This window comes from Acidobacteriaceae bacterium (assembly GCA_035944135.1).
In the GTDB taxonomy this organism is placed as follows: Bacteria; Acidobacteriota; Terriglobia; order Terriglobales; family Acidobacteriaceae; genus Granulicella.
In genome coordinates this window covers 471,140-492,436 of sequence record DASZBM010000010.1, presented here as the reverse complement: position 1 = coordinate 492,436, position 21,297 = coordinate 471,140, and the positions used below count along the sequence as shown (strand labels likewise).

General features: G+C 56.3%; 15 protein-coding genes. 2 read left to right on the top strand and 13 right to left on the bottom strand.

The window, feature by feature from the left end:
- Nucleotides 1–34 precede the first annotated feature (34 nt).
- Nucleotides 35–1,978 (bottom strand): hypothetical protein, encoded by a 1,944-nt coding sequence (locus tag VGU25_16620; protein HEV2578830.1) that lies wholly within the window; start codon nt 1,976–1,978, stop codon nt 35–37.
- Between the two features lie 278 nt (nt 1,979–2,256).
- Between VGU25_16620 and VGU25_16615 the strand changes: the two genes are divergently transcribed.
- On the top strand, nt 2,257–2,739 hold the full coding sequence (locus tag VGU25_16615) for a hypothetical protein (protein HEV2578829.1): 483 nt from the start codon (nt 2,257–2,259) through the stop codon (nt 2,737–2,739).
- A 307-nt stretch (nt 2,740–3,046) separates the two neighbouring features.
- Here the strand turns inward: VGU25_16615 and VGU25_16610 are convergent, their stop codons facing one another.
- The 3 genes from VGU25_16610 to VGU25_16600 form a co-directional block, all read right to left on the bottom strand.
- Nucleotides 3,047–3,253 carry a DUF2188 domain-containing protein gene (locus VGU25_16610; protein ID HEV2578828.1) on the bottom strand — a complete coding sequence of 69 codons (207 nt, stop codon included), beginning with the start codon at nt 3,251–3,253 and terminating at the stop codon, nt 3,047–3,049.
- Between the two features lie 149 nt (nt 3,254–3,402).
- Nucleotides 3,403–5,805: a hypothetical protein gene (locus tag VGU25_16605; GenBank protein ID HEV2578827.1), complete on the bottom strand. Its 2,403-nt coding sequence runs from the start codon at nt 5,803–5,805 to the stop codon at nt 3,403–3,405.
- Between the two features lie 91 nt (nt 5,806–5,896).
- The gene (locus VGU25_16600; protein HEV2578826.1) at nt 5,897–7,894 is read right to left on the bottom strand and encodes a hypothetical protein; all 1,998 of its coding nucleotides are present in this window, start codon (nt 7,892–7,894) and stop codon (nt 5,897–5,899) included.
- A 587-nt stretch (nt 7,895–8,481) separates the two neighbouring features.
- On the opposite strand from VGU25_16600, the gene VGU25_16595 reads away from it, so the two are divergent.
- A complete protein-coding gene (locus tag VGU25_16595) occupies nt 8,482–8,844 on the top strand; it encodes a hypothetical protein (protein ID HEV2578825.1) in 363 nt (120 codons plus the stop codon).
- A 312-nt stretch (nt 8,845–9,156) separates the two neighbouring features.
- Here the strand turns inward: VGU25_16595 and VGU25_16590 are convergent, their stop codons facing one another.
- The 9 genes from VGU25_16590 to VGU25_16550 form a co-directional block, all read right to left on the bottom strand.
- The gene (locus tag VGU25_16590; GenBank protein HEV2578824.1) at nt 9,157–9,372 is read right to left on the bottom strand and encodes a hypothetical protein; all 216 of its coding nucleotides are present in this window, start codon (nt 9,370–9,372) and stop codon (nt 9,157–9,159) included.
- 277 nt (nt 9,373–9,649) lie between these two features.
- Complete coding sequence (locus VGU25_16585) at nt 9,650–9,913, bottom strand: transposase (protein HEV2578823.1); 264 nt, start codon at nt 9,911–9,913, stop codon at nt 9,650–9,652.
- A gap of 644 nt (nt 9,914–10,557) precedes the next feature.
- Nucleotides 10,558–11,511, bottom strand: a complete 954-nt coding sequence (locus VGU25_16580; protein HEV2578822.1) for a DUF4238 domain-containing protein — start codon at nt 11,509–11,511, stop codon at nt 10,558–10,560.
- Nucleotides 11,512–11,784: 273 nt separating this feature from the next.
- Nucleotides 11,785–12,300, bottom strand: coding sequence for a hypothetical protein (locus VGU25_16575; GenBank protein HEV2578821.1), 516 nt, complete (start codon nt 12,298–12,300; stop codon nt 11,785–11,787).
- Nucleotides 12,301–12,428: 128 nt separating this feature from the next.
- The gene (locus tag VGU25_16570; GenBank protein HEV2578820.1) at nt 12,429–13,544 is read right to left on the bottom strand and encodes an alpha/beta hydrolase; all 1,116 of its coding nucleotides are present in this window, start codon (nt 13,542–13,544) and stop codon (nt 12,429–12,431) included.
- An 878-nt stretch (nt 13,545–14,422) separates the two neighbouring features.
- On the bottom strand, nt 14,423–15,628 hold the full coding sequence (locus tag VGU25_16565; GenBank protein ID HEV2578819.1) for a Wadjet anti-phage system protein JetD domain-containing protein: 1,206 nt from the start codon (nt 15,626–15,628) through the stop codon (nt 14,423–14,425).
- A complete protein-coding gene (locus VGU25_16560; GenBank protein HEV2578818.1) occupies nt 15,625–19,002 on the bottom strand; it encodes an ATP-binding protein in 3,378 nt (1,125 codons plus the stop codon). Before VGU25_16560 ends, VGU25_16565 begins: the two co-directional genes overlap by 4 nt.
- A gap of 16 nt (nt 19,003–19,018) precedes the next feature.
- Nucleotides 19,019–19,642: a DUF4194 domain-containing protein gene (locus VGU25_16555; GenBank protein HEV2578817.1), complete on the bottom strand. Its 624-nt coding sequence runs from the start codon at nt 19,640–19,642 to the stop codon at nt 19,019–19,021.
- Nucleotides 19,635–21,092 carry a DUF3375 domain-containing protein gene (locus VGU25_16550; protein HEV2578816.1) on the bottom strand — a complete coding sequence of 486 codons (1,458 nt, stop codon included), beginning with the start codon at nt 21,090–21,092 and terminating at the stop codon, nt 19,635–19,637. Before VGU25_16550 ends, VGU25_16555 begins: the two co-directional genes overlap by 8 nt.
- Nucleotides 21,093–21,297 lie beyond the last annotated feature (205 nt).

Here is a 21,297-nt window from a genome sequence, read left to right as displayed (position 1 = left end):
GGGCTTTTCGTTTGCGATCTCGGCGCAGTTGGCGCTAGGGCGCGGGAGCCGGCGGAGTGAGAGCGAACGCCTGGAGCGCAACAGAGGTGAGGACTGCAAGAGTCGAATTTGACGGCGAAAGCGAGAAGGTCTCCTGCTGGGCCGAGCCCTCCGGCACGCGCGCCGCGAAGAACTCTTTGCCATTCCGGGTGCTGTAGAGGGTAACGGTGAGATTCGCGAAATCGCCGGCGCGCATGACGGTTGTCGGTTCGACGAGACGGTCGAAGTGGGAGGATGCGACAGCGAAGAGCTTTCCGTCAGAACTGCTTTCGGCCTGCTGAAGGAGATCGCCTTTGGGGACGGCGCCTTTGAGCAGCACGGCGCCTTGCAGGTTAAGCACGCGATACCAGAGAGAGTTGAATGGATCGATCGGTGGGCAGCCCTGAGCGAGCAGGAGGTCTCCGGGCAAGGAGCGTACCTGCACTTCGCAGTTTGAGCGGAAGCGCGCCAGGGGTTTGCTTGCGCCATCCCAGGTGCTTCGCTCGAGCACCCACTCCGTTCCATGCACAGGCCGGGCAGCGACCATGGTGTTCTGCACGAGCGCCGGACGCGTCGGCTCGACGGGTACGCGCTTGGAGCCGGTGACCTGCAGGGCAGCGTTGAGCCCCGTGAGGTCGTACTCTTCATCGACTGACCTGTCGGGGCCGACGAACGCGGCGATCTTTGCGTGCTCCTGCGGGGTGTGTTTCTCGTGAACGGTGGCCACGAGAAGAAGATCGCCCTGAGGAGCAGCGCTGAGGAAGAGCAGCGGACCCGACAACGGAATACGCCTCTGGATGGACAGGTCGGGGCCGAAGAGGACGAGGTCGTGCCCGACATGCGCGAGCACGCGGTGATCGCCCAACGCCCAGACGAATGGGCCGAGATCGTCGGAGACGGTCCAGTCCTTAATGCGAATCACCCGGCCGTCCGCGCGAGAGATGAGCACGCCGCGGACGCTGCGCGGGTTGCTGCCGGGGACGGGTTCGTTTGGCCGCGGTACGAGCGTGTGGCGGACGAAGGTGAGCAGAAGCTCGTCTTCGCCGAAAGAATAGACACTGGCATCGTGTTCGAGACCGATGACCTCGTGCTGCGGACGAGGCTGATAGCCAAGCTTGACCAGAGGCAGCGTCCACAGGGCGTGTGCGGAGGCGATGGCGGGCGCAGCGGCAAGCTCCGTGCACCCGGAGGACGCGCAAACGTCGGCGATCTCTTCTTCCGGCGGCGGAGGAAGCACTTTGACGACTGCGGGTGGCGCGGGCGGAGGCGGCTCCGCTGCCAGGGGAAGGTAGGCCAGGGCGAACTCGGTCTCCCGATCGAGGGAGAACTTGTGCGAGGAAGAGAGAATGCTGATGGGAATTCTGGTGTTTTCGGGAAGATCGAGATCGATGCCGCGATAGCCTCGAACCTCGCCGGTCCGGAGGGGCTTCTCAGGAACGATGCCTTGGCGGAGGGCGTTCATCATGCTCGAACTGAGGCCGGAATCCGGCGCGCTATTGGTCATGGGGCTGTTGCTGGAGCGGACGTCTCCGTAGCCCGAGGGGAAGAGGCCGGCGAGCATGTTCTTCTGCGCGGCGCCGCTTCCGTACCGCTCGATCTCGGTGCGCACAGCGTCCGACGGGGCCTCGAGGGCGACGAGGGCGGGGCGCACGAGGGTGGGGTGGGGGCCGGCGCAGCGGATGGGGGAGAACTGCATGGCAAGTACGAAGTGATGGCGGCCGATGGACGAGGGGGACGTCACAACTGTGGCTGTGAGCGTGGTGTGGGAGGCGACCGTGCAGTCGCCCTGCTGCCAGGGTCCGATGGAGCGGACGAAGATGACATCGCCGGGCTTAAGGTCGGCGCTTCGAATGGTGTTCAGGAGCTCGGCCTTTCCCACGACGACTGGCGCGGGCGAGGACGATTGTCCGAGCGCACCGGCCGATAGAGCGGCCAGCAGTAGAAGCACAGGACGTGTCACGCGGAACTCCGGTGACGACGATAACAGGTTTTTGCTGGGGTGGAACCGGGTACCCCCTCCCCTCCCCCCTATTTTGCGCAAAATCTTCAAAAGGTTCGACTTAGGTCCGGACCTCAGTTGCAGATCTGTGCTGTGAGTGACTACCCGAGATTCCGCAGTGTCGGGTTCACAGGGTCGTCTGAGGTCCTGTTTTGTCAAGCCACCGGAGACATTTTGAGGGAACCTTATGCCGAGGTCCGGTGTCTAGCATAATGTAGTTTGCTACATAGAGGTGAATCATGCGGAGAAAGAATGCTCAGCTGTCATTTTCCAAACTGGCGGCGGTGTGGTTTTCGGCGCTGACCGTGGTGACCGCTGTTGTGGCGATCGCGGCGGCGAGTGGATGGTTTGTGGCGACGGTAACGGCCGGCGGCAGCCCGATGGCAGGCAACTGGGTAGGGATGTGCCAGGACGGAAGACCGTTCGTGGAACTGCGGCTGGAGCCGGCGGTGCGCGGGTATGGCGGGACGATCAGCCTGGGGAATGTGAAGATTACGAGCCAGCCGGGAGCTGCGGAGGGAAGCTGCACGGTGAATGATCCGCCGAGCGCAGAGCATGCGATGAAGGTCGCCAAGGCCTGGATGGTGGGCGACACGTTGACCTTCGACTCGGATCGTGGGCAGGAATACGAGATGAAGATGACGGGGAGGGATGCGGCGAAACTGCGCTTCGTGGCGACGAATCAGGATGAGTCATGGTTTGGATTACGTAGGGTGAAGTAGCGGATTTTCGTTGGCGATCCGGACAAGAGGCGATTCAGTCGTTTCCCTGTCGCTACGCTCAGGGTTCACTCCGCCTTTCGGCAGAGCTGGAAAGCGCGGGGGCGCGCGCTATGAAACCCGAGCAGACCCAACACTAACGCGCGCTATGAAACCCGAGCAGACCCAACACTAAAGTGCGGGGCTACCAGGTTCGGGGTACCTAGAAGCGGACAGACCCCAAGTAAAGCGTGGGGTCTGCAGTCGAAGGCCAAGGTGAGACCACTCCGGCTGAGTTCGAAGCGCTGGGTGTTCTTGTTGAAAGGGTGGCTCAGGCGGGGCGCCACTTGTCGGGGCCGTTGCCGCGCTGGCGGACGCGTTCGACGTCGGGGTGATCGTCAGGGTTGAGACTTTTGACATGCCGGATGGCTTCGGCTTGAGTGGCGAACAAGGCGCTGGCGCGGTCGGAATCCTTGGCGCGGACGGCGTACTTGCCGTCGTCGTTCTGCTCGATGAAGTAGTGCTTGCCCGTGGACATCAGGAGGACCTCCTGAAGGTGTGGATGCGGAGGGGTGAGCTCTGAGTTGGACAGTCAGGGTTGTGGCGCGGTGGAGGGAGGGCGCTTCAGTCGCTACGACTGCAGGCTTCCGCAGAGCGGAGGCGACACGGCTTCATTTCAGGATCGATTCAATCAGTCGAGCTTCCAACCGAGAAATTACCTGGGAACTCGCCGAACGCAAATGTCGACTGGGTGCCTTTCGCCGGTTCCAATTCGAGATACGCGTGGAAGGCGGGATGGATCATGAAGCGGCGAGCCCCGATCCGCTTCGCCGTCTTTTGTGCCATGACCTTATATTTGCTCTTTTGATCCTCATCGAACACGAAAACAAACTTGTCGGGCGATGTTTCGTAACTGAGGAAATTGAGATCAATCAGCAAATCGATCACAAATTCCGCCGACGTGAACTTTCCTTCGCAATCCTCCAACGCTTGCCTAATATCGTCTATAGTGAGTATCGATTCGCCGCCGAATAATTGCGTAACGAAGTCGTCCAATTTCCTAAATTGAGGCGAACCCTCTGCCATTAGCGACGATAGTAAGAAGCCGGAGTATTTAACGACGCCCGTCTCGATGTCCTTTTCCTCAATACGAGTGTGCCCTCGGTTCACGGCGTTTTGCTGGCTCGCGCGTACCAAATAAATCAAATCTCGCGGCCGAGGGAAAACGGCATATGTAAGAAAGTCTTTTGTTGGCACGGAGTTCGTAAATTCGCAAAAATATTTGGACCAGACTTCTTGCGGATCCAGAAGATTTGGATCGGCCACCATAAACCGTCTTTCTATAACTCTCTTCAACAATTCCGGATCTGTCCATTCGATTTTTCGAATTGGCAACTTGTCCGGCTCTCGAGCGAACGAGATCACCGCTGAATAAATGTCCGATCGAAGAAACACTGTTAGGGCAAGGTCCAGTCTTCGCTTACCGAGAGAGGACTTCCTGAACTCCTCGGCGGTACGCAAGCTCACGCTTAACAGTCCAAACAATAGCTCGCTAACCAACTGAATATTCGTCCGCGAGTTCCAATTCTTGTCTAGGTTGTCTACAAGTATCGCTACGGTATTTGCCTTTTCGAGCGCACCAAGAATCAAATCTCTGAGCCGACTGATGATGACTTTATGAATGGCTTCGCTGATGCGGCTTTTGACTTCGCCTGATTCTGTCACCCTTGAAAGCCGGTCGACGAAGGCTTCCATCCGAGCTGAAAACTCTGGCAAAATAATCTCGGAATTCGCTTCGACAAATGCTACTAGAGCCTCCTCAGCCTTGGTTTTGGTCGCGAAATCAGGCCTGCCCTTGATCTTTTCATAGATGCTTTTGGCCAACTCGGTATAGATTAATGCCTTCCAAAGGCTCTCAACTAAATAGCCTTTCTCTGAGGTAGACATTTGTTGCCGAAGTAGCGAGATAAGGCCTTCCAACTCATAGTCAATGGGCTTTATAACGCAGACGTGATTTCTTGGATCGGCGCTGATCTCGTCGGAGAGCTTCAAAAGTGTTGCTGATTTGCCGGTTCCTCTTCTTCCAACGAAGATGGAGTGCTGCCTCGAGAGCGCTTCGGCATAGGCGGCAGTTGGAATAAAATACTCTGGCAGTTCCTCAGATTCGTACTCTGCTATCGGATCACCGAGATTCAGCTCGAGCAGACCACCGTGCGCGATCGTGACATTCCGATGTTTTGCTCTCCTCTTGGATCGCTCCTGATTTTCCTCGAGCACCACGGATAACCAGTTATCGTAGAAAGAGACCGCTTGCTTTGCATCGTGGTGGATGCGAAGGAGGTCACGATAGTCAATGGGAGATATATACGGCGCATGCGCGAGCATCAAGAGCGGCTTGCCAAGCCCGTATGCGAGCCCAGCCACAAATGCGGCTTTGGCGTTGCTGATTCTGACGCCTTCGTATGCTTCGGAAAGGAAATGGCAGACTACTCCGGCGGCGGCCGAGACATTGGTGAGATACCACTCTAATGGCTGAATTCCGATTTCCTGCGGATCGTCTATGACCTGGGGAATAGGACCATCGACGACGCGCCGCGCAATTCTCACCACCGGCTCGGTTGGAATGGTGGGCTTTATGTATAGCAGCGCATCCTCTTTGACTGGGCGCGCCGTCCCGAGAGCTTCGTCGTAAAGAATCTTGGCAGGGGAGGAGTATGGGGCGTCCGAATAGAACTTAGTTGCTATGTCGTGGCTATTCGAGTAGCCAGCATATCCGGTGGTGCTCAGCAGTCCAAACTGGTCGAAAAGAACCTTCGCGCCGCAAACCTTCGGATTGAAGAGTAGCCATAGGCGCTTCCGTTTGCTGATTGAGTAGCCTAACTCGAAAAGAACATTTGGATTGAGGTTAGTAATATCTGCGATCGTGATATCTGAGTTGTTGATCTGCTCGCAGATGCTTGCAATGATTGGTCTTCCTGTAACCGCCAAGGAGGTCCAGCTCTTAAGTAGAGCGACACCTCCGTTGTTGATCTCATCGATGGCTGTTTCTATTGACTCTCCCTTACCCGGCAAGTCAGAGGGATAGGCCACAAAGCACTTCGCAGCAGTAGTCATTCGCAATGATTGGAGTTCGGTTCAATAATAAGCCCTGCTCATTGCACCGCTCGCTGTCCGCGCAGGACTACTTCTTTGTGGCGGCAGGCAGAGGAAAGAGCTGGAGCGAGGCGGAGGTCAGGACGGCGAGAGCGGAGCCTGATGGCGCGAGGGAGAAGGTGTCCTCCTGCGCGGAGCCTTGCGGGAGATGCGCGGCGAAGAATTGTTTGCCTGTGGTGGAGTCGTAGATGGTGACGGTGAGGTTGGTGAAGTCTCCGGTGAGCAGGGGTGTGGTGCGGTCGACGGGGCGGTTGAAGTGGGAGGAGGCGATGGCGAAGAGGCGGCCGTCGTCGGTGCTCTCGGTCTGCTGAATGAAGTCGCTGTAGGGTCCGGAGCCTTTGAAGAGCGTGGCTCCGCGGGCGTTGAGGACGCGATACCAGGTGGTGCGGGCCTCGAGGGGCGAACAACCCTGGACGAAGAGGAGATCTCCGGGGAAGGATTGGACCTGCAGCGGACAGATGGAGCGGAAGTGAGCCAGGGGCTTGCTGTGGCCTTCCCAGGAGTTTTCTTCGAGGAGCCAATCGGTTGTGTGCGCGGGCCGAGCGCCGGGCTGGACCCTGACGATGGAGGCCTGGAGAAGAGCGGGGCGCAGAGGCGGAACGGTCACACGCTTGGCGCCTGTGACGTGGAAGGCGGCGTCCAGGCCGGTGAGATCGTACTCCTCGTCGATGGGCACGTCGGGACCGACGAAAGAGGCGATCTGGGCGTGCTCCTTCTCGGTGTGCTTCTCGTGGACAGTTGCGACGAGGAGAAGATTTCCGCTGGGAGAGGCGCTGAGGAAGAGGAGCGGGCCGGGCAGCCGGAAGCGTCGCTGGATGGTGAGACCTGGGCCGAAGCGGACGAGATCGTGACCGACGTGGGCGATGACGACGCCGTTGCTAAGGCCCCAGACGAAGGGGGCAATGTCGTCGGAGACGGTCCAATCGTTGACGCGAAGGACGCGGCCGTCGGCGCGGGAGATGAGGACGGCGCGCACGACGCGGGGGTTGACGGCCCAAGCGTCTTTGTCGGAAGAGCGCGGCAGCAGGACGTGGCGGGTGAAGGTGAGGAGGATCTGATCGTCGCCGAGGAAGTGGACGCTGGCGCTGTGGTCGAGGCCGGCGATGCGCTGCTGCGGACGAGACTGATAGCCGAGCGCAGCGAGCGGCAGGGTCCAGATCGCGTGAGCTGAGGTGGCTTGAGCGACTGCGGCGAGTTGTTTGCAGCCGGACGAGGCGCAAACGTCTTCGATTTCTGCGGGCTCTGCGGGTGGAGGCGGCGGCGGGGTGGCGGGAGCCGGGGTGGTGACGGGAGGCGCCGCGGTGGCGGGTGTGGTGTCGGGGCTTGGGGACGGCGGTGGCGTGGGAGCGTAGGCGAAGGCGAATTCGGCGGCGCGGTCGAGGGTGATCCTGTGCTCGGAAGAGAGCTTGGCGGCGGGGCCTTCGCGGCCCGGGAGGGTGAGGGCGATGCCGCGGTAGCCGCGGACTTCGCCGGTCTTCATGGGCTTGCCGGGCGCGTCGTGGAGCTGGTTCATTTCGTTGGCGTCGAGCGCCTGGCTTGCTCCGGCGGTGTTGCCGGTGGGGATGTTGGGCTGGCGGGCAGGGCCGGCCTGGGTGCGGCCCGCATTGACCTGCGTGGGAAAGATGCCGGAGAGCGTCGGAGTTTGCGGGGCGCCGGCGTTGTAGCTGCTGTCGGGGTCAGGCGCCTTGATGGAGACGAGCAACGGCGTCATGAGCGCGGACGTCGAGCCGGAGCAAGGGATTTCAGAGAAGCGCAGGGCGAGAATGGTAGCGGCGGGGCGGGTGGTGGTGGAGGTAAGGCTCTCGACGTGGCCGGTGATGGTGGTGTGGGAGGGGATGGTGCAGTCGCCCTGCTGCCAGGGGCCGAGAGTGCGGAGGTAGAAGAGGTCGCCGGGTTTGAGGTTGGCGGTCTTGAGAGTGTTCAGGAGCTCGGCCTTGCCGACGATGAGGGTGGGGGGCGGCGGGGCTGATTGGCCGTGCGCGACTGCAGACAATGCGGCTAGAAGAACAGGCAGATGTCGGCTCACGGGGGACACTCACGACGAACATAGCAGGTTCGTGGGGAGAGGTGAGGGTGCGTCGGTTGGAGGGAGATTGGCACCGGCCAGAGGTGGCTATCTTGGGCGCCTCCAAGCGGGGTAGCCAGACTGGGCTTTGGCCTCATTTCCGGAGGACAGGTATTGCTCTGATCCGGGCGCAGTCTCTGCTGGGGCAGGTGGAATCAAATTCAGGAGAGTCTCCTCGTCGATCTTGACGACCTGCACTGCCATGCCGCGTCGTAATGGGGTCAGGGACAACCGGATCATCTCCACGACTTGCACCATCGTAAGTTGGGGGTTGTACAGGCGATAGACTCCTGGAACTTCGTTGGCGATTTGGGCCGTGGTCTGAAGGACACGCTCGAATCCCTGGGCCGTCATCTCTCTGTGTACGGCTCTGTAGTCAATTCCGGAGGAACCCTGTTGATGGGTCGTGATGTGCGCTTCGAAGAACCCCCGGGAAGACATGGCCGACATTGCTCCTTCTTCCACAGTACGCTTATCCGGTCACTCTGTTTCGAAGCGAGATGGGCCATTCCGACCAGCGCGGCATCCAATGGGTAGAGGATCCCCTGATGAACACCATGCACGACAGGCGCTTGACGGCTGTGACACGATTTACTGTCTCCGAAGCGGACTTTCATCAGCGACGGGTGACGGCGATGTACCAACGCTCGTGGACGGCACAACAGAAGACCAACGCCTCGGGCGCTTCGAGCTCAGTGTTTGCTGATTTTGTGAGGGGTGTGGCGTCTGCGTTTGGAGTGCACACGGAGACGCAAAGCGCATCCGATGCGGGATTGTGGCACCGGGATCGTCTGCGCGACATCAAGAAGTTACCGCAGATCGGGGATGTACATCGCTACGCTACCGGCGAGATCCGGAAGGTTTTGTTCGTTGTGTTTGAGCGGAATCGGCTGCGGGTACTGACTGACTGAGCGGGCGATTCTGAATTGATGAATGAGGGATGACTCCCCCCTCCCCCTGTTTTTGCGCAAAATATTCATGAAACAGGACTTATGGGTGGACCTTTCGGTGCGCTTGCACCGAGAGTTGTGCACGCGTCCTGGAGCCGGCAAAAGAAAAAAGCAACGTCGAGAAACGTTGCTTTAAAGGAGGTTTACTTATCTGCTGTGGTCAGGTTCGCAAACTTCTGTTCTTTTGCCATCCATAAATCGGTTGAAATGAGCTCGACAAAAAGGTGGATCGAGGGTGGTCTCGAATCCGGCCTTCGGAGCCCACTCGGGCGATCACAACACGCGATCCGTGACCTTTCCTGCGAGCTTCTTGTTGGCCCACTCTGTTGCCTGCAGATAGCGCTTGTTCTTATTGCCTTGCATGACATCGACGATGGCAGCGCGGTAGCCGCTTCGGAAGATGGAGTACATCACCGCCAGGGCACAGCCCATGCCGAAACCGCAGCCGAGCAGATAACCGAACAGAAGACTCGCGGAGAAGATTTCCATGGGTGTAGCGAGTATACGTTTCTGTGTTTGACGGCTGGAATCTTGCATGCGCGGAGTTAGGGATTGCTTTGTTCGGCGCCTTTGTGGTCGCAGACAGGAAGGCAATTCAGCTGATCATGCTGGTGGGACGATAAGCGGAGGAATGTGGGTAGTCCTCTGGGGATTGGCAGAGACGTGAGCGAACGGGATTGTGGTGGATGTAGTCGCGGTAGGTTTCGAAGTCTTCGCGGCTGCGCATTCGGCGGTCAGTGAAGCCGCGTTGCCAGGTGGGGAACTTTCAGGCGAGGCGGCGAGAGAAGCCGCCTTTGATGAGTTGGACGGCGCGCTCGAGGGTGATCTCGTTTGGGGTGAGGAGAAGGTGGATGTGGTCGGGCATGACGACGAAGGCGTGGAGTTTGTAATGGCCTTCGCGGCGGTAGTGCTGGAGGGTTTCGAGGAAGAGTTGGGCTGTGGTGGGGGTTTGGAAGAGGCGGCGGCGATTGTAGGTCTGGGTTGTGATGAAGAAGGTGCCGTGGCTGGTGAGGCGGGTGGGCTTGCCCATGCTTGGCCAAGCGTACCTCAGGGGCTAAAGCCCCTGAATCACTCGGGCTGGTGATGGCACGGCTGAAGCCGTGCCCCTTCAGAGGCGGTTGTGGCCTACAGGGGCGGTGTTGATGTGGTTGAGGTGGGCTCAGGAGCTAAAGCCCCTGAATTGCTCGGGAGGGTTATGGCACGGCTGAAGCCGTGCCATAACCGAGGGGGCGTTATGAATCGGCACCCGGTGCGCCACTGGCTTTGTTATTGTGCTTCTATGTTCGTACCCATACTCATCTTTGTTCTCGGGACAGGCCAAGACGCGGGTCACCCGATGACTGGGGATGAGCTCGTCCAGGCATGCCGCGCTTCAGTTCGTATTTTGAACGGTGAGGGTCGCGAGGGCGACACTCTCAATGCGCACTTTTGTGCATCATTCGTTGAGGGCTTCATTTCTGGCCTTCATGTGAGCGACGACAAAGTCTGTGTGCGCTCTGAAGACAATCGGGCGACGCTGGTTAAGGTTTACGTTGCTTACATGGACAAGAATCCCAGACTCCTCGACAGCACAGCTGACGTGGGCCTGTACCTTGCCCTCAAGGAGGGCTATCCTTGCGCTGCCAAAAGCAAATAAGATCTCGATGCCCCGATAGTTCAGTTGAGGGGCCTATCTCACCGGACATATTTTGGGGGAAACGCAATTGAAGGCTGATCTTTAATCATTTGCCGTGCGAATGAAAAGTCGTCGGCATCGCTCATTACAAATCTTGTTGCATTTGCGATTTGCATTGAGTTGAGTCTCCGAATGTTTGTGTACGTAAGTAGGAATGGCTTACCCGCTTGCAGGGCGTGAAGGAATCTCTCTGCCTCAAAGGAGGCAAAGTGTGACCCACTTCCACGGGCGGCCTCCATAACGCCGAGTATCGAGGGGCACATCAGGGCTAGAACCAGCTTGGGCGATAGCGGCAGGTATATCTCAATGCCTTGGTTGGAAATTCCCAAATTGCCCAGCCCGTTTCGTGTCGGGAAGCTGTTGTCACGGACAATTGGATCATCCCCGATAAGGAATCGCTCTTTAGCTGGGGCCCTCTGCAACATGATCAACTTTTCGGCTAAAGGCTTACCAAACGTGTTAATCGTCTCTGGAAGATGGTAGAGGATCGATAGCTTATGCATCTCTTTGTCTTTGGGCGGCAGGCCAGCTCTGAGTGCATTGGCTTCACCGCCCAATCTTCCGACGAGGAGGTCATGCGTCTGGTCCAAAGCTTCACGTTCTGCCTTTGTGCGAACCATCTGGATCGCGATAAATACGATTAGAGATGCCCTGTCTTCCAGGCTTATTCCGCTTAAATCTTCGGTAGCGACAATCCGCTGGATGACTGGGGCAGCATTCGCCTCCACCAACTCGAGTCGATTTTCGAACGAGACGGAGAAGTCTCCGAAATCTACCTCATTGAAGTAATTTTCGGAGGCAACGTCGCGGATCGCGCTCGGGTACGAGATTGCTCGAGACTTGTCGAAGACATAAACTCGGTCTTTCCCCGCAATGGAGAACCCTCTGAGGAGGCACTGCGGGACATAGTGTTGTTTCTTAGCATGCGTTGTCATATTCGTCGAAATGGTCAAAGCCCCGCTTGCGGCGGGGCTTTTGGTTTTGCGCGAAGCTGTGGGGGAGCAGATAAGGTGAAACTTCCAGCGACGTGGAATCAGTCGCTTAGAGCAGAGGGGAGCGCATAAACTGAAACCGGGCATACCCCATAAAGCGAAAGTTTCAGCCGTGATGGCCGAATAAGCTGAAAGTTTCCGCACGACCGATTGCCGCCATGCTGCATGCTACTCAATAAAAAGGACTTACATGTGACACGCGCGTTGCTGCGCAGGATGCTCCGTACCCAGTCATCAATACAGCTCGCTCTCCTTGTACTTTCTGATCCTCGGATTGTCCCAATCGCACGCGGCGCTCAGAACATATCGTGCGAGCACATGTTCGACGACATCCTCCAGGAGAATCGAGCCCTCGCCGGCGCGATGGTTCTCTTCGGACCAGAGCTCCCCCTCGGGTGTTTGTAGCCATAAAGCCCCAACTTCATGAGGCTTCAGCTTGGACAATTGCTGCTCAATCAAATTCCTGATCAGGTCGAGATAGAGGTCCCAGGAGACAGATTCCTCTCGTTGGGCCTGAACGCAAACCTCATCCCAGATGTTTGCAAGAACCGAATCATCGCCGGACTGCATTCCGTCACGTAAGCGCTGGAGTTGGCTGATAGTACGGCGGCCGACCTTCTGCCCGATCTCTTCGGCGAATGTCGACAATAGCACCGATTTCGAAACCACATTCATACAAGAAGTCCAATATTTCCGTAATCTACCATCCGGATCAGCAAGAACGGGGAAGGGCACGGCGGATGTGGCCACCAACCACGGAGGCAATTCAGCCGTTACGGTTCATGGGCAACAGCTTTCGGCAGAGCTATACCCCACCCATGGCGTATCGCAAGGAAAATGGAACACACGATACCGACCGTTGCCGTTTGTGATCGCAATTAACTCCGGAAGGACCAGTAGTAACCGCCATTGTGGGGCTTCCGAGTCAGTCCGAAGCGGCTTGCTGGCTCGTGTCCGTGGGTGATCAGGTTGAAGATGTCCGTGAGCAGAGTCCGTTCTTGCGCAAACGTGCTGTGGCCGAGGAAGTCGGTGTCCACTGTGGACGCGTCTATTGTGTCCAATCCCTTTAGTACAAGAATATTTTCGCCGGCTTCCCCGGCCCGGGCATACTCGTGAATCCGTTTAGACAATGCCAGCGCTTTATCTGTTGATGACGCGTACAACGTTACGCGATTCGATAGCGCCGGCAGTTGCAAGGCCAATTGCCGAAAGATACCCGCGTCCACGTCAGGAGCTGCAAGTATTAGCTGTTCGAACTTGGGTCCGCCGCTAAGCTCTTGAAGGACTGACAGTAGAGCCCGACTGCCCATGCTATGGGCAATCAGATGAATTTGATCGGCGTCAGCTCGATTCCGTAGCTGGTTTAGGAACTGCTTCAAATGTGGTCTAGCCCACTCGTTCGATCCCTCGTCGGACGGATAGTTGGCCACTCCACCCTTGGAGGGCCAGCTGAACATGATCGGAGCACCTGGAAATTGCAAATCGAGTGCAAGCTGGGCGGTACGCATCGCCGCCGTGTCAAACGCAACGTTATAGCCGTGAATAAATACAAAAGCACTCTTTGGCTGGTGGACCGCCTTCTTCAATTCCTTGAAGAACGTTGCTGCCCCCAATGAAGTCGTGCTCAGCAGGACGACGTGTTCTCCACGACGCGCACTCGTCCAGAACTTCCACCAAGCTGGCCTTTCGAGCTTTCCAAGTCTGTGCATTGGCGGAATGCTTACTGAGCATATTCCGAGTGTGACCTCACCTCGTTTCGAACGTTCTCCTGAGAACTTCAAGTCGCCTTGTCTCGTCTCCGTTGCTTGACGGTCAGTCCCGAAAAACACAGGAATGATCGTCTCATCAAGCTCGAGAGGAGGTTCATCTGCCTCAGGCGGTGCGGTTCTGGCAATCGGCTGGTGAGTCTCCGAACGCCTCAACTTCGGTTCAGGTGCGAAGTCACTCCTGACATGATGGATCTGGACGTCGCTTTTCTTCGTAGGAGCCAACATTCGTTCTGCGTGATACCTAATCTCCGGCCACTCCTCGTCCACGTGACGAAGAGCTCTCCGAGCAGTTCGGGTAATATCGTGCCTCGCAACACCAATCCCAATCACCGCCCCGCTTTCATCAAGCAGTACGGGCCGCTGTCGTTCTGGAAACGGACCTCGTTGTGGCTCCAAATTCGAAGTCCGCCGTTCTACCGGTGCTGCGCCTTCGCGCGGTAATTCGAGCAGCTCTGACGCGAGGAGGATTGGGTTTGCCCCTCTTGTTCTTTCTTGGATTTCGGCCTTCTTCAACGGGAAGTAGCCAGTAATCTCACTGCCCCGCTCTCTATAGAGCACCATCCACTGGTTGCTGCGTAGGTAGCGGAGCATTCCAAGGATTGGGGCAAGCGGTTGGTCCGCGCTCGTAATCGCAGTTGGCCGCGCCCAGTAAGCTCGGATTGGTAACAAATCAGTTGCCATTTTGAAGGATCGCTAGAACAGTAGCAGATGTGAGCGCCGATGTAACCAAATCATGGCGTCTGAAAACACCATCGGAGTTGACCAAACGAGTTCGTACAGCTCATCTCTCGAAACCATGTTCGTCCCTTTTGGGACACATTCTATGCCCGATCAAACGCATACAGCCGTTCTACCCATAGCCATTAAGTCGGAAGGCTTCGACCACAGGAATTTGCGTGCCCGCCCTGACGGCGCAGGAATGCATCTCGCTCCCGTTGGCTGAACAAGCGTGACTATTCAGTTTGTCGCGCACCCAATGAACGACGAATGAGCTAGCAGCCAGGAGTAGCTTCGACCGTAGATTTTCACGTCCACACTGCTCAGTTCGATATGGTCAGCAAATTTCGTTGTGCAGCCGCAGATGTAGGTGCACCAACGCTGCATCAGGAAGTGCGGATTGTCGCAAACATTTCGTTCTCGCGTAGGTAATCCAAAATGCTCTTCAACCGCGAAAAGGGCACTTTCTCTTGCTCCAAGCGAATTCCCTCGCGTGGAATGCCTGATTGTAATTCCATGAATAGTGCCATCTCGTCCGGGTTCAGAAGCTTCAGCGAGTGCTTGACCGGCGTGAGCTCAGTGGTCCATGAATTTTGGTGATTGAATAGAGTCTCACGATCCATCAGGAAAGATTGAGCATGCGGGAACACAGTTCTCAATTCATTGAGAATAGCGAAACCGTGTGTATCGATATCACCCCAGTAGTACAACGGCAGTTGATGAACCCATTGCGCGAGTCCAAACGCTCTCATCCCATAACCAGATCCAAACACAACGATGGAGTCTTCGAATTCCGGAAAGGCGAGGAAGTTCGTTTTGTTTTCGGTGACGAAGACGCGTTTAAGCGGTAGTCGCAAGGCTGCGAAGCTTTCCGCATCTAGCTCGACATCAGGTTTATTAGGAAGAAGCGCGAAACGAATTTCTGGATCCAAAACGCGAAAACGGACGCGGGGTAGCTCACGCAGAAATCCGAATCTTGCATGGAAGTCGGTTGACTCATTTGGCATCCCCTCCATGGAATGATCTGTAACTAATTCGAATAGCTCTGCCAGCACTCCGGCGTGAAGTTCGACAAATTTCGTATCGACCCCAGGAAGATCGATTTGCCTTGTATAGATTTTCTGTGCCGAACGTGTCTTCATCCATGCCACAACTTGCAGAATCAGTCCCCAATCAGCGTTGAGTGCCAACACCTGGAAAGGGTTCGCTCCAAGCCAAGGCAAAACCTCCGGAACAAGTGCTGTCGTGGCGGCTTGTAGTGCGCGGAAGCATTTCGCATCGTCCTGCACCTCCAGGAACAAAACGGCTTCCTCCGCCCGGTCAATCCAGACGGCCGCCGGAATCTCCTGTTGTCCCAAAATCTGACTGCGCATTGAGCGCCACTCCAGTCGAGTGCCGCTTAGAGCCCGCAGAGAAGTGATCCATTCTTGAGCTCGACCAAATTCCAGAGCCATTTCTCGAGGCGACGGCACGCTCAAGCTGAGGCGCAGGGGGAAGGGACTCTCCAAGCCTATGAGAGCACGAAGGATCTCGCCGCGTTTCCAGCGACGTTCAATCTTTTTGCGGACCTCCTCTGCTGACGTCCAGCTCATGAAAGACGTGCGGCTTTCTGTCTGCGATGTTCCTCGATAGATAGGTTGAGCACGGTCGACGACTTGCCGCTCCGGTTCTCCACAAACGCGACACTCGATATATATGGTTCGATGACATGCGTTTTCTGCAAGGGCGTAACGATCATCAACTGCAAGTTTAACTTGCCGAACAGCTTGAGTCCGAATTCTGCCGATTCATCCGATCCGCGACCGAACGCCTCGTCAATTACTACAAAGCGAAAGGAGCGAGAGAGGTCTTCGACCCATTCCAGGCCGAACTGATAGGCGACACTAGCGGCTAGGACTGTATACGCCAACTTTTCCTTCTGACCACCTGATTTGCCACTCGAGTCAGAAAAATGATCGAACTCACGATCATCCTCAAGCCATTTCTCGCTCGCGGAAAACTGAAACCAATTGCGAACGTCAGTCACCATGTCCTTCCACCGGCGATCGGGCTCAGCGGTTTCGGGACGTCCCCGTAGGCGGTCCAGGATGCGCTTCACCTGCTCGAATTTTGCTTCAGCATACTGGTCGTCGGTGGAACCATGCATCTCATTGTCTATGCAGGCCCGAAGGTCGTCTCGAAATTGACGCACTTCTGGATGGAACGTAGGTTGTTGGATCAGTTCGATATAACGGCCGCGGTTGTATTCGATCTCGACGAGCGAATCGTTGATAAGCTTGATACGGGTCCTGATCTCTTCAGCTTCTTCGTGGAGCTTTGCGTGGAACAGTGCAATCCGCCGGATGGAGTTCGTCCGGAGTTCCAACCGAAATCGTTCTTCGAATTTCGGTAAATCGTGGAATCGCAACTGTTCGAGGAACTTGCGATATTCGCTTTGCGCCTCCACGTTGGCGTCGAAGTCATTCGTCTCCAGCTTGTATGCACTCTTGAACTTTTCCATCGCAAGCAGGATGCGGTCTTTGAGTCTGCCCTGATGTTTTGCTTCAGCGTCCATACGGCGCTGAAATTCATTTCGGACCGTGTGCTCGTGACCGTCGCACGATTCGACGCTTAAGGCCGTATCTTCGATGACCTCGTCGATTACTTTCTCGATACGTTCTCGCAGTGCATCGTCAATCTGAACTAGCAGTAACTCGGCCTGTGCCTTGAGGCCTTGAGCAGAATCGCGCTTTGTTTCTGCTTTACCGATTTCGCGCTCAAAAAGCAGGAGAGCATCTCCTGTGGCCTCCAGCATTGCCTCCGCATCAGAGAGCTGACCTCGGAGTTCTACTAGTTTATCGCTAGCACTTTCGAGCCGTAGCCTCTCGTCTCTAAGCCGCCCAATCGTCCGCTCGCAGCTCTGCCAATCAAGATCGGAAAAGCTCCTGAACTCTCGCAAAGCGGCGACGGCTTCCTTCTTTTGCCCCTCAGTACGGCGGCGAGATTCCAGGATTGAAAGTTCCTGGCCGATGTCCTGGAGCTGTTTTTCCAACCTTTCCTTCCTGGACTCCAAAGCCCCAATCTTCGCTTCATTGCTCCAGCCGAGTACATACCGGCTTCTATCGTCCAGACGGAAACGATCGTCTTTTATATGACGCGTGCCGTCCTCCTTGATTTGTCCGGTCAAAGAGATCCCGCGAGAAGTCCGCACGAACTCATCCTGGCTTACGCAACAAGCGTAATCATGCCTGTCACGCAATCTCGTTTGCAGCCATGCGGTGAATTTCGTATTTGCCTTTACCAACACCTTGTTCACCGAGGAGTTCGGCTGCAGAGCTTCCGTCCGCTTTACCTGCCAACCAGAAAGCGTTCGAAGATACACTAGCCGGCCGTTGAGGTGGTTGTCGTTTACCCATTGCGAAACACATCCGTAGTTTTCTTCTGAGACCAGCAGTGAAAGAGCGAGTCCATTGAGCACACGCTCCAGAGCGCCTTCCCATTGCTCTTCACCTGAGCGCACCTGCAGGAGTTCTCCTGCGAAAGGTAAATCGTCCGGAGGAACACCGAGGGCATCGGCAAGTCGTGCTCGGATCTGGACGTAGAACCCGGGAATATTACTAGGCCGAAGGCGCAGACTCGCGATCTCCTCGCTGAGGTGCTGGTGCTCCTCGTATTCCTTTCGAAAAACCATTTGGAGTTCAACCCACTCGTTCTGCAGGCGAGCTTCCTCTTCGATGGCCCGTTCTCGCATCGCAGAGAGCTGGCCCTGTTGCTCTTCAAATCCTGCTTCGTCCGCCGGTATTATGCCGCCCAGGCTAAGAATCTTCTCCGCGTAACCGTCCGCTCTTCTCTGCCTTTTGGAGCGCTCAACTTCCTGGACGCGAAGTTCGACATCGATTTGCTCAAGTCGATCTCCTCCTTCCTCCGATACAGCCTGCTTCAAGCGCTGCACATGTTCCAGCTCCCTCGCCTTCTGCTCCAGCCGCCTCTCCTTCCGCGCCGCCAACTTCTCGAGTTCACGGGCCAGGTGCTCCAGTCTTTGGTCAAGCAGTTGAATCTTGCTCTGAGCAAAGTAGGCCTTAAGATTCTCCCGACAATCCTTTAGGATTCGCAGTTCCGCTGTTTGCTCTTCATACAGATCACAATCCGCTACTAGCGGCACGAGCATATCAACCTGCGCTTTCGCCTTTTCGACGGCGGCATGTGCCCGAGTGAGATCTTCGAAATTCGCCAGCAGGTCTGCGATCCGTTCGGCGACCTCGGGCGCCTGTAGCATATGCTCCCGCACGAAATCTGTCAGATTTCCAACAGATTTCATTGATACGGTTTGATGGAACAGTTCCCACGCCTGATCGCTGGAAACATGGAATCGCCGACGAAACGAGGCGGAATACGCCGCAAACGTGTCATATATCTCTACCCCAGCTAATCCGCGAAGCCTCTTACGCAACTGGCTCATATCCGGGCCAATGTTTCCAAACTCGCCTGCGATTGAAAGCTCGCGTTCGGCGGTGACATAGAACCGTTCAGGCTGTGATTGCGCGTCCTTGAACCACAATACTTGAGCAAGTGTGGTGGTTTCGTCATAGCCCTCATTGCGAAACACGCCCAGGATCACCGAATAGTTCCCATGCTTCCGCAGTGCGACTGGTTTTGCAGTGCCTGTCTCTTCGCTGCGCTCCGACTTATAGTGCCCTAGCACGTACGTCCGAAGGGAGCGCTCCTTGTTCTCTGCACCGGCAGCTTTGTTGTAGGCTATGCGGTTCGATGGCAGCAACAGTGTCGTAACGGCGTCGACAAGGGTAGACTTCCCGGAGCCAATGTCGCCGGTCAGCAACGTGTTGTTGCCGTTGAGCTTCAGAGTCCAGACCTTCCGGTCAAACGTGCCCCAGTTCAGCACTTCCAAATGTTGCAGCCGATATCCAAGGCGCGGCACCGTGGAGGAAGGCGAATCGCTAAATGGAATGGATTGCTCGACTGTTTCCATTTGATCTCTGAATCCTTTAGTTAGTCTGCGGTCCTATGGCATGGGCTCTGTAGCTTGCAAGAGAATCTTCCAAACCACTCAGCCATTGCGCGTCTACAAATGCCTTGATAACACGACGTACTTCGAAAGTCGGAGGCTCGCTGCTGGAGTTTAGCTTACGCATGAAACCCATCTCCTGCAGCCGCTGGGCACTTTGTTCTACCCGTTGGTGAAGCCTTATTTCATCACTCCGCTCGGGCAGAAAAAGCTGGATCAAATCCAGGATTTCGTCCAGCTTGAGCACGAGGCGGCTTTCGATACCTACGGCATCGAATTCGGCCAATTTCTTTCGCAGCAATGCGAGAAGAAGACTGTCATAAAATGAGAGAGGGCGACGTGCAATGAGGCGAGGGATTTTCTCCTCCTCACCAGGCGTGACCGCCCTGCTGCGAAGGAACGCATAGCCTTCCGCCTCATCAAGGAGCAGATCCAGCCCCAGCTGGCCTACATAGTCAGACGCCTGCGATCGGAAATTGAGGAGTGCGCTCCAAAGCATGGATTCTTGATCGCGGTACAGGACGCCCTTCAAAAGTGTGATTAATAAAGACGTCAGCCCTGGACTGGGACTGCCTACCCAGTCCTGTTGTTTCACTTCACTCACTCGCCTTCTCCTTGAAGAGGATTCGTTGCATATTCGCGTGACGCTCGATCTCCTCTTCAGCTTCTCTTGTGTGCCAGATAATGCTGTCCTTCATGAACTCCAGAAGTTCCATCTCAAAACGCGAAGAGCCTAGATCGAGGTAAGCGACCAGTTCGGCGAGGCCATGCTTGAGGGGTTGAAGCTCTGTGAGTTCCCGTAACGTCACCGGTCCATGTTCCATCACTGTGGACGAGATGTGGCTAGCCAGGCTGGTCCGGTCAACAACGACCTGCGAATATAACGCGTCTGGGTCGCGGTCGGCTTGCCCAGCTTCAGGAGTGACGTCGGCAATCGACAAGCGGACCGGCGGACGAAACAATGGTCTGTCTATAGGGAGCTCGATGTCACAGCTCATCTCGTCCATGTAGGCTACGGCTTCGGCGGGAGGGCAGTCCCGCACCGCGAGGGCGTGGCCCTCAATCCTGCGCAAGATATCCATGATGCGGCGGTTCTCGAGCAGCGCCTGGTCATCCAAGAATCGGCGCAACTGCTGGGAGAGGGACGCCACCGTTTGTTGTGTCGCCTCTCCCGCAGCTATCCAGTCATAGTGCACCCGTTCCAAACGCGTGCCTTTGGCCTGATTGCGAATAGCCGGTAGATTTAATGCGGTAGATAACAGGGAGGAGAGCTCTTCTCTACCGGATACAGAAAGAAGGAAGTCGCAAAAGGCCTCGAAACTACGACCTTGGTCCGAGTCCCTAATTTCGTCCCGGGATAGCCAAAGCTCATCTAATAGGGAACCTTTACTGCCGTCCCACATGGCGATGCGTTCACGCGCGGAGCGGCTTAATTGGCGGAAGTTATGCTCTACCTCGCGAAAATCCGCGAGTAAACCTTGGGCGAGGTGGGTGATTTGTTGAAAGCGGTCCCGCAATTCGGAGTCGCTGAGAACATCCACCTCCCCACGGCTGACCCGCGCGATCTTTTCGTCGAGTTCGGCTCGCTGTTTGCGCAGAACAACCAGCCTGCGATCCACGTCCGGGTTGCTTTCTTCAGCGACCTGTCGAAGAAGTTCGACAAACATCAACAGGCGAGATTCCGTTCCGATGAACGATCTCTCCCTAAGAGAAGCAACCCACTGAATCGCCTTTTCGGTGGCCGGTGTTAGGTCAATATGCGGGTCATCGGAGCCGGTGACCCAAATTTTTCGTAGCAGTTCCTTTCCGACCCAGTCAGCGAGATACTCTTCCGCTCCCTTCGGGAAGCTCTCACGGCCTCGCTGCTGGCGTAACACATACAGCTCGTCGTCAAAAAGTCTTGTAAACTCAGCGGCAACTAAGACGCGACGATTTGGCTCAATAAAAGTGCGGTGGAGAAAGCTGACAATAAGAGGCGCATGGTCTAGACGCAGCAGACGCCAGGCGGGATGACGGGCGAAAAGCTCACTCACGAAGCTGTAGTCCAGGTCCATTTGGGGCGGTGGCAGCCATCATACATGTGTTCGGGGCTTTCAGAGACCATTTCCTATGGTCGCTCTGAGTGGTGCGAGTCTGTTTCGACGATGAGGTGGTTGGTCAGGATCATTTGATGTAATTGCGGAACGATGCGGGCCAGGAGGTGTCTAAAACGTCTGTTCCTGAGCGCCCTCCGGCACGAGGAAGGTATTCGTACCTGTT

Excerpts from the sequence above, each read along its gene's own strand:
- VGU25_16615 (HEV2578829.1), top strand. The coding sequence starts at position 2,257 with ATGCGGAGAAAGAATGCTCAGCTGTCATTTTCCAAACTGGCGGCGGTG.
- VGU25_16610 (HEV2578828.1), bottom strand. The coding sequence starts at position 3,253 with ATGTCCACGGGCAAGCACTACTTCATCGAGCAGAACGACGACGGCAAG.
- VGU25_16595 (HEV2578825.1), top strand. The coding sequence starts at position 8,482 with ATGAACACCATGCACGACAGGCGCTTGACGGCTGTGACACGATTTACT.
- VGU25_16590 (HEV2578824.1), bottom strand. The coding sequence starts at position 9,372 with ATGGAAATCTTCTCCGCGAGTCTTCTGTTCGGTTATCTGCTCGGCTGC.
- VGU25_16585 (HEV2578823.1), bottom strand. The coding sequence starts at position 9,913 with ATGGGCAAGCCCACCCGCCTCACCAGCCACGGCACCTTCTTCATCACA.
- VGU25_16570 (HEV2578820.1), bottom strand. The coding sequence starts at position 13,544 with ATGTTGGCTCCTACGAAGAAAAGCGACGTCCAGATCCATCATGTCAGG.
- VGU25_16565 (HEV2578819.1), bottom strand. The coding sequence starts at position 15,628 with ATGAGCTGGACGTCAGCAGAGGAGGTCCGCAAAAAGATTGAACGTCGC.
- VGU25_16560 (HEV2578818.1), bottom strand. The coding sequence starts at position 19,002 with ATGGAAACAGTCGAGCAATCCATTCCATTTAGCGATTCGCCTTCCTCC.
- VGU25_16550 (HEV2578816.1), bottom strand. The coding sequence starts at position 21,092 with ATGGACCTGGACTACAGCTTCGTGAGTGAGCTTTTCGCCCGTCATCCC.